This window comes from Paenibacillus sedimenti (assembly GCF_014534655.1).
GTDB lineage: Bacteria > Bacillota > Bacilli > Paenibacillales > NBRC-103111 > Paenibacillus_E > Paenibacillus_E sedimenti.
This window is the reverse complement of the sequence record NZ_JACVVD010000026.1, coordinates 17,878-31,095: the sequence shown is the minus strand read 5'-3', so window position 1 is coordinate 31,095 and position 13,218 is coordinate 17,878. Positions and strand designations below refer to the sequence as shown.

Sequence of the window (13,218 nt, the reverse complement as noted above, 5' to 3'; positions counted from 1 at the left end):
ATATATTTCCGTGCTAAGTGGGACGGTTCTTTCCCATACACATTTTTAAGTATACCACCTCATGAATTAACCATTAATAATTAAATATTGACAAGCTATTAGCTGGAATAGTGGAGTGAGCAGATACACGGGTCAAGTTCATTCGCGATTATGCGCATAAGTTTGTGTCGCCGGACAAGAAGATCCTATTGGGCCTTCTCCCTTGGCATTAATCTGTGAACCTGTACAGTTGTTCCCTTGTAAATGTCCATTCCGGGGATTTCAACTTCCCCTCGAACGCAGTGGAATACCAAGGATTCCCCTCCCCGTTATCCTCATTCTCCAGAATGTGTATGTCTTGCGCAGGCGTGTAGCCCTGAGCTAGGATAAAGAGCTTTTCACCGGTCTTGGGGTTCTGAGCCATATCCAATACGACGATTGCATGTCCCGGCGTGCCCCCTTCCAGAAACACATCTCCAGCCTGTATCTCTGTAAGCGTCAAATAGCCCCCACCTTGTCATCAAGATGGGGGCTATTACGATGGATGTTATTCTTGTTTAAATACTCGACAGGTTGTATACGGATACTGCTCTATACCTGGAATCGTATAGATTCTGCTATAGCCTGCATCTATAAGTACTTGTGCCGCTACAGAACTCTTATACCCCTTGTGGCAGTAAAGGATTATTGGAGTATCCTTTCTATTACATACCGAGAACGGGTTATTTGATATATCATGTAACGGTATACAAATGCTTTCCTGTATATGCCCTGTTTTATAATCCTCATTAGTCCGCACATCAACAAGCATTGCAGTATTATCATTTAACATCAGCTCCCACGCTTCATCGGGGGACAGATTTTTACTTTGAAATTCTCTGCCCCCAGTCTGAGGAATACGCTGCTCCCTATCAAGCATTCTTACAACAACTGCTTCAGCTTCCGCACGAGTTAAGCTGCCCGCAGCGTCGAACATGTTATGGTCACGCCCGAGCATTATACCTTTAACATACATCTGCGCTATATGCATAACGCAGGTATGGCAGGAATATAAATCCCTAAGATTTTCTGCCGCCGACCATTCGTACTCATCTCTTTCTCCGAATTCTGTTAAAAGTGCCTCATGAACGATTCTTGCAGCGGAACGGCGCTCAATGGGTTTGCTTATGTTTGTTATATCATAGTCCTCTATTATTCCCTTATACAACGCGTAATCCATATACCCTGATGACCAACAGCCACGCGTTGGCTCTATATTGCCTTTACTGCTTCTAATTACCATTGTCACAAACTGTTCAGTAGTAACATTATCCTCGGGATGAAGTTTGGCTTCCGCATCAAAGTCTATTGCTGTTTCCATTAATTTTCTCCTATTATTCGAGTGAAGTTCTCAGGAACAAAATTCATCATCAGCGTATTAAACAGGAGTAACTCTTATGGTAACATTGTCACAGGCGTCAATGCCTGTAACAGAGAAGGTCCTTGAAATGTTCGTTGTAACCTCACCTGTCCATAAATCCTTTACGTAATAGCTTGCAGCATTTTTAAATTTTTCAGCATCAATTATTTTATGCCCAATATAATCGATAATGCGGCTTACACCAACGGAATGCTCCTTCGTATCTCTTGAGTCGCTGAGATTTATAAAGGACATTGCAATATCTCCGTTCGCAAGAGGCTTTACAAGAATATCAACACGGTTGTTATTAGCAATATATGCCGTATCGGGATTGGTATTATCGATAGAGCAGTAAATTCTTTTTGCCTGAATACCGAGGGTATCCTGATTCAATGCGATTACATCTTTGTTCGCAATAATCATCCATAGCTCGTCACCCTTTGTAACCCGTCTTAAATCCATTCCAAGCATAATCGGAGAATTCATCATACACCACATCGTCATATGAGTTTTACTCATGGTATTTGTGATTCCGTTCATACCGATTACAAGCATATCGGGATCGTTCCACCCCTTGTCAAGTCCGGCAAACTCGTCCATAATAACCGCCTTGCTGTACTGAGAGGTTATACTTGCGGTATTGTTTGAACTCCATTCGGCGGAGCCCGGATTACCATCAGAGCCGACACAGAAGGTTATATCATTAAGAATACGCCATGAGTCTCCAACCTTATATCCCCAGTTATGCGGCTGTGTTTTACCCCATTCACAGATTGAGAGTACAACATCATGGTCAGGGTCAGCCTTGTTCAAGCCTTCGAGCAAAGCCGCATATGAATTAAGGGTATTTTCCTGCCTTCTGTGGTTCATAAGACGTATGATATTTTCTCCCTCATTTAAGGATACAGTTATTTCTTCCGAATCTGTAAAGGTAGCTGTACTTTGGGTAAGAGGAAGCAAATTATCAAAATACCGAGTTTCATTATCTTCGTTTCCTACTGCAAGCTGAAGCCAGCGTCCAGTGCCATCCTCCTCACCACTTGCGTAGTTTATAGTTATGGCGTATTTTCCGCTAGCAGGTGCGTTCACAGTAAACTCAAGCTCGCCCCAGCGGTCGCCTACAGGTGTTGTACCCACGTTTGTTCCGTCGAATGTACCGATATTTGTCACATAGTCGCCACTGTTTTTTGATGCACCCTGGCCTAAAAGCACACCGTCCTTAACAGCATTTAAAGTTATTTTCAGTTCTTCACCCGTAACCGTTATGCTTCTGATATTCGGGGCATAGGAATATTTTGAATTTGTTGAATCTGAGAACGTTGCATTGTCCCAAAGGTAGTAGCAGTTATCAACCTTGATAAAGTCAACCCCCCAGTCAATATAAGACCTCGTGTCGACATCCTCAAAGCCACAAGTACCTACCGCAGAGCCTGCACAAAGATTTGTACCTATATCATTGTACATGCCGAATTTAAGTCCCTTACTGTGGATGTAATCAGATAATGCCTTAAAGCCGCTTGGAAACTTAATAGTTTCATTTGAGAGTAATCCGTTTACGCGTTCGGACTTATAGCAGCCGTCATCGAGCACTACATACTTGTATCCCAGATCCGCAAGTCCCAAATCAACAATTGCGTCTGCCATTGCCTTTGTGAGTACCTCGTTGTTCTTACTACCAAAAGCATTCCAACTGTTCCAGCCCATGGCAGGGAGGCGTCCCTGCTTTTTATCTAAAAGCACCTTGCCGTTTGAGAAAGCCGGAAACATATAGTCAGGATCCGTGATCTCGTCCGGCGCAGTCCTTGATGTAGCTCTAGCCGATACGGAGGTAGATATTGAATTTAAATTCATAAACTTGTCCATAAGAAATCCTCCTTAAACTTGCATTTTCATTGTTATGATAAGACAAATAAATGTGTTAATAAATATGTTTTTATGGAGTGATTATGGGGAAATGTGATATATTAGTTTCGGGAGCTGATTTCAATGAAACTATATTATGCTAAAAGCCCTTTAATCTCATCTGATATTTATCCAATGCAATATGGTGAACAGCAGTGTAATAACGGATATTCCTTTGGACCTGCAGTGCGTAACTTCTATTTAATCCATTACATTTACAGCGGGCAAGGCGAATTGCATATTAATGAAAAAGCTTATAAAGTACATGCAGGACAGTTTTTTCTGATTTATCCGAAACAAACTGCATATTATAAGGCAGATGACAATGAGCCGTGGCTGTATCGCTGGATTGAGTTTGACGGCAGCTTTTCGGAGAAGATTATGACTGTGACAGGCTTCTCACACGAAAACCACGTTATAAATGATGATAATGGCGTCGGAAACGCACTTAAGAATATAATAGATTTAGGCTGGTCTGACTTTGAAACAATCATGAGCCATTTTTGGCCATTTATCGCTGCACTTACGAAGGGTAAATTATTAAAGAAAGATGAGAATACAGCAGAAACATATGTCTCTTATGCAAAAAACTATATAAGAAGTAATGTTCACAAAAGGATATCAGTTTCTGAAATTGCACATTTTTTAAACATAGACCGTAGTCATCTGGCACGTATCTTCAAAAGCATTTGCGGCATAAGCACACAGCAGTTTATTATTTCTCTTAAAATGGAGATGGCTTCACAATCACTCAAAAAAAGCAGTATGACCATTAAAGAAGTTGCCAATAGTGTCGGATATGACAATCAGATGGAATTTTCGAAGCTGTTTAAAAAACACTTTAATATGACTCCCACACAATGGAGAGAACAAGATATCTTTCAACAGTCCATAAATAACTATGAACCAAATCCTTTTCTTAAGTAACGAGTACATTACAGGCACATTTGACCTCTGTGGCACAGACAATTAAGCGAGGACGATATGTTGCAGGATAAAAAGTAAGCGTTTAAACAGCCCTCACCTTGTTTTCAAGATGAGGGCTGTTTCTCTGTTGTTTAGTTTTTAAACACACGACAAGTCAACGGCAACGACGCCGACCACGGAAGCAGCCTATCCAGCGAATCCGGGTCTTTAGGATCGGCAAGCTGAGGTAACTGCTCGAAGAGATATTGAAGATACTTGAACGGATTCAGGCCATTCTCCTTCGCCGTTTCGATGACGCTGTAGATGGTCGCGCTTGCCCTCGCGCCGCGTGGCGTATTGGCAAATAGCCAGTTCTTTCGTCCGATGACGAATGGTTTAATCGCGCGTTCGCTCCGATTGTTGTCGATCTCAAGCCGGCCGTCCTTCAAGAATGCAGTCAGTTTTTCCCACTGATTGAGGCTGTAAGTAATCGCCTCACCAAGCTTGCTCTTCGGCAGTGTGCGCGAGCGCTGCTGCTTCAGCCATGCCAAATAAGCATCCAAAACCGAGAGACTTCGCTCCTTACGGATGGTATGACGTTCTTCAGCTGACGCCTTGGCCAGGTCGCGCTCGATCGCGAATAGCTGGTTGCAGAAAGCAATTCCTTGCTGCGCAGCGGTCGCCGTCTTGTCTTGCGTAGGCGGCAATGCTTTTAAGGTTTCGTCGAACTTTCGACGCGCGTGAGCCCAACATCCAACTAAGGTTACATCCTTGACCTTGTGGTAGCCGGAATAGCCATCCACGTGCAAGTAGCCGCTGAATCCTTGAAGGAAGTTCTTCGGAAGATCGCCGCCGCGCGTCGACCGGTAGTCGTAGAGGACGATTGGCGCATCTGTAAGGCCAGTTCGATACAGCCACAAGTATGAGTCGGAAGATGCGGCCTTGCCGGGCTCTCGCAGAACTTGCAAGGTCGTCTCGTCGGCATGCAGAACGTCCAGAAACTTACGTGATCAAGAATACAAAGCTATCCATATTCTAGCGCGATCCGTCGGGAATGTCATAATGTTCTTGTCAAAATCGGGAATGTCCTCAAGTTCTTGTCATCTGATTTTGACAAGAACTTGAGGACATAAAAAGAAAAAGCCGCATCACATGCGACTTTTAATGTAACCATGTTCTTGTCACCCGACATTTAATAATTGTCTAATGACACAAATGTGCCTCCATTTTATAGCTCAGCTGCTTTTCCCGCGCCGAGTCACTCTTCTTATTTCACAATTGAGAATACTTTTAAACCTGTCAAATATTTTTCTGCAGTTTTCTTTTCACTGTCTAATCAAGCGGTCGCCCCATAAAAACGGCAGGCCTTGAATCTCGAAACTTGTTGACTCTTTTGCCCCAATAGCGATGCGATAAGTATCCGTCTCTCAGAATTTGCAGCACATAACTCGTATCTTTAGTCACCAAATGGAAAATTTAGTTCTGTTCGTCGTAATGAATTGCCACTTCCCCTGCACTCCCCTTGTAAAAGTACTAAATTCTACCCCTTGCAGCTCCCCTGATACTATATTTCTGATATTGACTGAAGCAGAAGGCTTTAATTGCAGCTAATCCTTAGGGGTAAGCGAAGCTCAAGATTTCTTCGATCCTTTTTCGTTTTGTGTTTGTAACCACAAATGCGGTCTAATGCACCGGTGCTGAGGCAAAACCCGTGCCAATCTTCATAACCTCATTACCAGCAGCACCGCCAGAAAGATCATACATAAATTCCGTCATTAAGGCAGGCATCATAATCAGCTTTGCGCTTAGCCTACCAATCACTCTTCAATCATAGAGTATCGAAATCGCGAAAATTCAGCCTCTCCGTTACCTGCCGCATAAATGCCTGGGCGAAGGCCAATAAATTCTCCAAACGTATTATAGCTAGGGATATTATCGATGGAAATTTGGTTATCGAACAAAACGCTTTCACTTTATATGTAATAATCACATCATTCTTTAGTAATATGTTCTCAAGTAAACGTCAAAAAGACACACTCGTTGTGTGTCTTTTCCGTTCTATATTGTAAGCCTTAGAACTGCAACGTTAAACATCAAGCTTGATTGCTTTTCTCGAAATATACTTTCAACCGTCTGGCAAGCTCATCGTCCGACAATGGGTTACGGTGCGTGTTCTCAAGATAGATATGCTTTTCGGTCTCAGGCATAAGGTACTCTTTATACCATAGGAAGAACTCCGGGCTATCCCCTTGCATACGAAGAAATCTACGCACCGTGTCTACATTGCGAACCGTGCTCTCGATATTGGTCAGCCAATCAGCCCGGTAGAAGTGTTCCCATTTACCCTGCTCTGAACCGCGGAGAACATGCAAGCCTTCTTCGTAGCTCCAAAGGGATTGAGAGGCATAGACAAAGGCTTGCGGATACTGTTTCTTTGAATATGCCGCATATGAATGACACAACCATAGAAAGCCTTCACAGCCGGAACGGTGCAACGCTCCATGGAACCGCAATTGATCTATTGCTTTCTTTTTATCATTCTCACCAAGTATATATATTGCTTTATCGCAGTTTTCGACCCAATTATTCCACTTCGCGAGACCTTCTTCACAGCGCCGCGCAAAGCTGCGTACCTGCTCAGCGAAGCTAACTTCCCCTGTAGCCCAGATTAAGCGCTCATCCGTCTCATCCCCCTTACCCTGCAGCCAATGCCCCATAATGCGGCGTGCAGGATGATGATAATATTCATCCCCCGCTAGATCATCCGGATTCGGACCATAGGAGATAGCGGCCTTCGTATAGGAACGATACAGTTCTTTTAACGAAACATGCCCCTCCTCATAATAGTTCCTAACGAATTGTTCCAAATGGGAATCTATTTCGATAGTTCCTTCATTCCATAACGTGCGGAGAATATCCAATGTATACACGTGAGGGCGAATATTACCGCAATTCAGCAGCAAATAATCATCAGCACCTGCTGCAAAGGCCCCTTCTACCTCTTTCTTTAAGAATGTAGCCGAGCCAGAAGACATCGTCAGATGATTGGATGCCTGCAAGTCATGAAAAGTAACATGATAGTAGATGCCATGTTTTCCAGTGTCCCCTCTTTCAGGTAAAGCTAAAACACGCAGATTCAAATTGCCGTGCCTTCGCGATACCATAGCGCCATACCCATTATCCGCCCAAACCTTAATGACATCGTCAGGCAAATCGATAAACCCGCCCTTATAAAGCTCGGCAATCTCACCGTATAAAGCAACGCAATAAACCGGATCCTTCACTGATTTTCCAATCAAATCGTATTGCCGACGTATAACCTTACTAATCATGGCCCCACGTTTTTCCGGCGTATCAAATGACGGATCATTCTCCCAGAATGGTTTATCTCCCTGTCCGCGGAAGGAAAGCACCCATAGAACCTTATGATCCTTCTGCTTCTCGATCGCTTCGCTCCATAAGTGCTCGAATAGCTCTGGCGCTTCTTGATAGCTGGCCCTTTTTCCTGGATACGCCCGTAGAAACATCTCAGCACCGAGCGGTTCGGCATGATGATGTGTAATCCACAGTCCCATCTCAGCAGCAACATCGAAATGAACACCACTCTTGGGCAGATCTGTACCCGGGATTACCATATTCCCTCTGCAACGAAGCAGTGCTTCAAACACATGCTCCCAAATTTCTCTAGAAGGCGGGTACGAATCCTTCCACCCAATCAAGCATACTTCATCGTTTACAAACCAGCCTCGAAACCTCACTTTGCTTACACTGGATTCATAAGGCTCAATTGGGATCGTTAACCGCTCCTGATGGAGAACCGTCTGATCCGCCCAGAACCAGAACGGATGAATACCCAAATACCGCTCGGTGAAATATAAGATCCCATACACAAGGCCCAGGTCGTCTTTACCAATAATCTGAAGCTGAGTGCCAAGGCTATTTTCACGAAATTGAAAACTGAATCCTTCAGGATGTTTGGGAACCACATCCTCTTCAGAAGCCAAACGAACTACAATGTCTACGTTATCATCCGAAAGTTCAGTTAACTCTGGCAGCTCCCCTAACACCGTTTGCAAATCACGCATCAGGATGCGTAATCCATGGTTTATTGGTGATGTAACCTTTGAAGCTATGGTGATACGTACTCGACCTGATAAATGAATGAAGCCAGCTCCTGCACTACTCATTTTCTCTTTTCCCTTCCTTTGTTTAAATACGATCAAAAAATTCATGGCATTGTCCCAGTAGGAGCAATGCCATGACCTGTCCCGCTTATGTGTTATTTCTTAACAGAATCGTACTCTTTCGCTTTTTTCATCAGCTCTTCGTAAGCCTGCTCAGGTGTAGATTTACTAAACATGATTTTTTCCACAATAGTTTTATAATCTTTCTTGAAATTCCCCCAGCCTTGAGGCTCAGCCACAAACTTCTGGGCATCCGGCGCTACTTTATTAATAAATTCCTGCGAAGTTTTATCTGAAGCGCTAAAGTTCGGTGACAGCGCAGCAACAACCTTGGAATTCCCCGGAATCCCGCGGGATAAGCCCAGGACTTTAGCTGCTTCCAGATCGTTGATAAACCAATCAACAAACTTCTTTGCTTCCTCTTGCTGTTTTGAAGAGGCATTGACACTCCAGAACATGCCTGGCTTTAACCATCCGCCCGTTTGAACTGCTTTCGGCAAAGATGTAAAAGAGTAAGAGTCTGGCTTCAGACCGTTGATAGCGCCCACAGAGGCGGAGAAGATATGCCGTGCAAGTGCATTACCGTTCACGACGCTATCCAGCTTTGGATCGAGCTCCTTATCGGTTACGGTCATATTCGGAGGTGTAACAATGCCGGCTTTGCGAAGCTCATCCTGCTTCTTCATATAACCGATCCAAGTATCTTTATCAATCGTCAGCTTATTGTCCGTAAATACTTGACCTTTCCCCATGCTGAGCTGGTAAGCAGTGTAATCGTATAAATCTCCGCTTTGATCAACGAAAACGTACTTATCCTTACCAAGTTTCGCTTTGGCTTCCTGACCAAATTTGTAATAATCGTCCCAGGTCCAACCGAAATCAGGCACCTTCAGCCCCAGTTTATCAACGACTGATTTATCAACGGTCATCCCAAAAGCCGCACTTCCCAAAGGCATAGCATACAGCTTTCCGCCAACTTTACCGGATTCGATGAGTGACTTGTCTATGTCCGCTACGTTCACGCTATTCAGATCCGCTAACAGATTGCGTCCAACATACTCATTTAAGTAAGCAGCGTCCATCTGGATAATATCCGGAGCGTTCTTCGCCGAGAACTGCACACCAAGTTTGTCAAAGTAACCATCCCACCCTGAGAATTCGCTTTCAAAAGTCACGTTCGGGTTCTTTTGGGAATAAAGTGCAATTGCCTTCTGTGTAGCATCATGACGCTCTTGAGAACCCCACCATGCGATACGCAGCTTTACAGGAGCGTTTGCCGTCGCAGCCGCGCTGCTTTGCGCTGCAGGTTTCTGTTCGGTTTGAGCCGTGTTACCGCCACAAGCAGTTAAGGATGCTCCGACAACTAGAGCAAGTGCGGCAGTAGACATTATTTTTTTCATGTTTATTTCCCCTCTCTATTGTTTCGCAATTTACATTTCTATCGTATCGCTGGAAGAGCTTTTGGTATAGGAGGGAATCGAACACTCTTCTTTCAGTTTTTGTGATAAGTGCTCGCAATATGCTATTTTTTCAATAAATCGCTGGGATTGACACCGCAATACTTCTTAAACAGCGTGCTGAAATAAGGAACGTTCTGGTAACCGACCTTCTCAGCTACCTCGTAGATCAGCAAATTACCTTCCAGAAGCAGTGCTTTTGCTTTTTCCAAACGTACTCGAATGACATAGTTCATAAAGCTTTCGCCAGTCACCTTCTTAAATAACTGATTTAAGTAATTTTTAGAAATAAATAATTGTCCAGCCAGCTCCTCTAGCGTAATATCTCGCGGATAATGCTCGTGAATATATTGAAGCATAAATTCAACAGCCATTTTATGCTTATGCCCGACCGCTGGCTGCTTCTGTGAATTGATTCTTTTGATTTGCGATTGAAGGAAGGTCTCCAGATCTGTACGATTAATAATCGTGTCTGGCTGTGTAATCAGTGCTCCTTCGATCTGCTCCTGGATTTGCAAACCTGCCCCCTCGACCGCATATTGCAGAAGCGTCCATAGCTCAGTGGCCAGTACCTTATAGAATAGCGCGGTATCACCCTCTATTCGTGAAGCTTCCATTCTATTTATATATTGAACAATATTATCCCACAGCTCTTCCTGACTCGTCTTCTGAAGCGATTGCGTGAGCAGTCTGACAAGCTCAACGGCATCAGAGCCTTTGGTTGAGTCCAGCGCTTGCATGGCTTCATCCATAGAGTCCGCCAATTCGGCTAGCCTTCGCTTACTGCCTCCAATTCCAGCCTTTACGGTGAGTTTAAGATAATGCTGCAGGCTCGATGTCATTCGTTCCACAAAATCCACAAGACGGCGTTCGGTTTCGCTCTCCGGCTCATCCTTATCAACATGCAAAACGATGGCCGAATGATGACTGTTTAGCCATACATAATGGGATTTTGGCCATTCCAGCTGCAGCAACTCCTCTACGACGTTAATCATCGCAAAACGAAATAAATGCCAATCAGCCAAGGAAATATTCGTGACCCGCTCCGTTTTGACCAGCTCCAAAAGCACCACACGCTGATCCGTTGTTTGCCACAATACGCCCAATCCAGGAAGCTTCAGTTCAGAGGAGGCTTCCGTACGGCGGGTTAACAAAGAAATCAAGTCGTTGTGAGCTAATTGATTTTCATAGCTTTTCAGCGAATGAAGCAGCTCGGTTTTCTCCATCTTCTCCAAGAATGATTCTTCCAGCCACTGGATCGTTCTGTACAGAACCTCGCGAATATGTTCAACCGTGCCCGGCTTATTCAAATAATCGTCTACATCGAGCCTGATGGCTTGACGGGCATATTCGAAGTCGGTATATCCGCTAAGAATAATAAATCGCCCTTGATAACCTTCCGAACGCAACTGCTTGATCATCTCAATACCGCTAATCCCCGGCATATACAGGTCTGTGATAACGATATCCGGTTCGTTTCCTCGAATGAGCTCCAAACCTTCTTCCCCGTCAATGGCATCTCCGATACACTCCGCATCCAGCTCATCCCAAGGAATAATGCTTCGTAAACCACGCAAAACTTGGAAATCATCATCTACGATCGCTATTTTCCACATCGTTTATAATCTCCTCTCTGTTCACAAGCTGACGTTCAATGGGGAACCGAATCAGTGCCTCGACGCCAGAACCTTCACGATTTTTCACTTCTACTACATAGCGGTCGCCAAACAGAGCATCTAGCCGTTCCTTTACGTTGCGAAGCCCATACCCGCCCCGTTTACTAGGCTTGGACTGCCATTCCTTCGACAGCCCTTTCCCATTATCGGCAATCACAATATTCAAGTAATCAGCATCTCGATTGATATTTACGTGCAGCTCTGCATACCTTACACCGTGAAAGCCATGCATAAAAGCATTTTCAATAAAAGGCTGCAGCATTATTTTCGGTATAGCCTCCTGAAGTACGTCTTCTTCAACGTTTAACTTATAGCTCAGGCGATCTTCCCAGCGCACCTTTTGAAATTTCAAATAACATTCAATGTGGGCGACCTCTTCCTTTACAGAGACCAGACTATTTGCGTTGGACAAAGCTAACCGAAACATCCCCGCCACTTCGGACAGCATTTGACTGATCTTATCTTGCTTAGCTTCAATAGCCGTCCAATTGATTTGATCCAATGTATTGTATAGAAAATGAGGGTTGATCATCATTTGCAGTGATTTCAACTCTGCATCACGCTGCCGCTGATGCTGCACTCTTAGTGATGAATAAAGCTCTTCAATTCGAAAGGTCAGCTTCCGGTAGCCTTGGAATAAACGACCGAATTCGTTGGTATAATCTGTCGGGAGCTGCTGCTCTTCCCCGATGGAATATTGGTTCATGGTCTTTAGCAGTTGGTTCATGGGCTTCATAAAGCGTTTGGACAACAGGAGCGTAATCAGAAATACAAGCAGTATAGTTGTTGCTCCCAAGAGAATGAATAAACGAGCCATCTCCCGGCTTCCGCTCATCATTTCTCGCCAAGAGGTTGCTTCAATTAACGTCCATTGCGAATCCGGAGACTTAGCCCATACATAAAAATCATTACCGACACGCCTGGAACCGCTCGGCTGCTCCATCTCACCAACAAGCTTACCCGCTGCACTAAGCAGCAAATTCCCGTTACCAGAGTGAGTAATCAGCTTATCGGCCGCATCAAGTAATGCGATGTTAGCCGTACCATCCTCCGATGAGATCAGATGTTTAAAATCGGACACTTTTATATTGAACACCAAGAGGCTGTAATATTGATTGCTGTTATTTACCACTTTTCGCGCAAAGCTGATCACCGATTCTTCTCGGGACTTGGCATGAATAGTATGCTCCTTCAGCCATGCGCTGTCTGTATCGCGTATGTCGTTATACCAGCTCTCGCGGCTGAGTTGGGACATCGGGAGGAATATAACAGGGCCTTGGGAATCTGAGGTAAACGAATGCTCAGAAAAAACATGGATTGACTGCAGTATTGTCGTTCCGAAAACGATGTAATTCAATTGATCGCGAATTTCAGAATTCAGCCTTGCCCGTTCATAGGCGTCACTTTCAAACAACTTTCCGTAAAGGAGATCAAAATTTTTGGCAGCCGTATTGGAGGTCTGCTCCACACCGATGAGACTTGTATTCAGTTTTTTACTTAGCTCATTCAAGAGCCGCTGCTGGTAATAAGACGTATTCTGCTCGATTTGCTTAGAAGTGCCGTTGTAGCTAATAGAGATGACAATGCCGATCAATAATGCGATCAGCGCAGCAGAGCTAAAGAAGAAGACGGCATTGATCCGGTAGGTTTTGAACGGATTTCGCAGCATAGCTGAGTCGCTCCTCATAAATGATGGAAAAACTTTTAAAAAGTAA

8 protein-coding genes and 1 pseudogene are annotated in these 13,218 nt (G+C 44.3%); 1 reads left to right on the top strand and 8 read right to left on the bottom strand.

Features of this window, described 5'->3' with window-relative positions:
* Positions 1 to 208: 208 nt before the first annotated feature.
* The 3 genes from ICC18_RS32440 to ICC18_RS32430 are packed head-to-tail and all read right to left on the bottom strand — an operon-like array spanning position 209 to position 3,241.
* Entirely contained in the window at positions 209 to 481 is a 273-nt protein-coding gene (locus tag ICC18_RS32440; protein WP_188178535.1) for a DUF4846 domain-containing protein, read from the bottom strand.
* A 45-nt stretch (positions 482 to 526) separates the two neighbouring features.
* Positions 527 to 1,339 carry a rhodanese-like domain-containing protein gene (locus ICC18_RS32435; protein WP_188178534.1) on the bottom strand — a complete coding sequence of 271 codons (813 nt, stop codon included), beginning with the start codon at positions 1,337 to 1,339 and terminating at the stop codon, positions 527 to 529.
* A 57-nt stretch (positions 1,340 to 1,396) separates the two neighbouring features.
* The gene (locus ICC18_RS32430; RefSeq protein WP_223193064.1) at positions 1,397 to 3,241 is read right to left on the bottom strand and encodes an alpha-galactosidase; all 1,845 of its coding nucleotides are present in this window, start codon (positions 3,239 to 3,241) and stop codon (positions 1,397 to 1,399) included.
* A gap of 123 nt (positions 3,242 to 3,364) precedes the next feature.
* Here ICC18_RS32430 and ICC18_RS32425 point away from each other — a divergent pair, with 123 nt between their 5' ends.
* Positions 3,365 to 4,207: an AraC family transcriptional regulator gene (locus ICC18_RS32425; protein ID WP_188178533.1), complete on the top strand. Its 843-nt coding sequence runs from the start codon at positions 3,365 to 3,367 to the stop codon at positions 4,205 to 4,207.
* Between the two features lie 131 nt (positions 4,208 to 4,338).
* Here ICC18_RS32425 and tnpC read toward each other — a convergent pair.
* The 5 genes and pseudogenes from tnpC to ICC18_RS32400 all read right to left on the bottom strand — a co-directional run.
* A pseudogene (tnpC, locus tag ICC18_RS32420) lies at positions 4,339 to 5,181 on the bottom strand (IS66 family transposase); the annotation flags it as partial.
* 1,098 nt (positions 5,182 to 6,279) lie between these two features.
* Positions 6,280 to 8,271 carry a glycosyl hydrolase 115 family protein gene (locus ICC18_RS32415; RefSeq protein ID WP_223193063.1) on the bottom strand — a complete coding sequence of 664 codons (1,992 nt, stop codon included), beginning with the start codon at positions 8,269 to 8,271 and terminating at the stop codon, positions 6,280 to 6,282.
* Positions 8,272 to 8,465: 194 nt separating this feature from the next.
* Positions 8,466 to 9,770, bottom strand: coding sequence for an ABC transporter substrate-binding protein (locus ICC18_RS32410; protein WP_188178531.1), 1,305 nt, complete (start codon positions 9,768 to 9,770; stop codon positions 8,466 to 8,468).
* Positions 9,771 to 9,892: 122 nt separating this feature from the next.
* Positions 9,893 to 11,443, bottom strand: a complete 1,551-nt coding sequence (locus ICC18_RS32405; protein WP_188178530.1) for a response regulator transcription factor — start codon at positions 11,441 to 11,443, stop codon at positions 9,893 to 9,895.
* Positions 11,418 to 13,172, bottom strand: a complete 1,755-nt coding sequence (locus ICC18_RS32400; RefSeq protein WP_188178529.1) for a sensor histidine kinase — start codon at positions 13,170 to 13,172, stop codon at positions 11,418 to 11,420. The genes ICC18_RS32405 and ICC18_RS32400 overlap by 26 nt, the downstream gene beginning before the upstream one ends.
* Positions 13,173 to 13,218 lie beyond the last annotated feature (46 nt).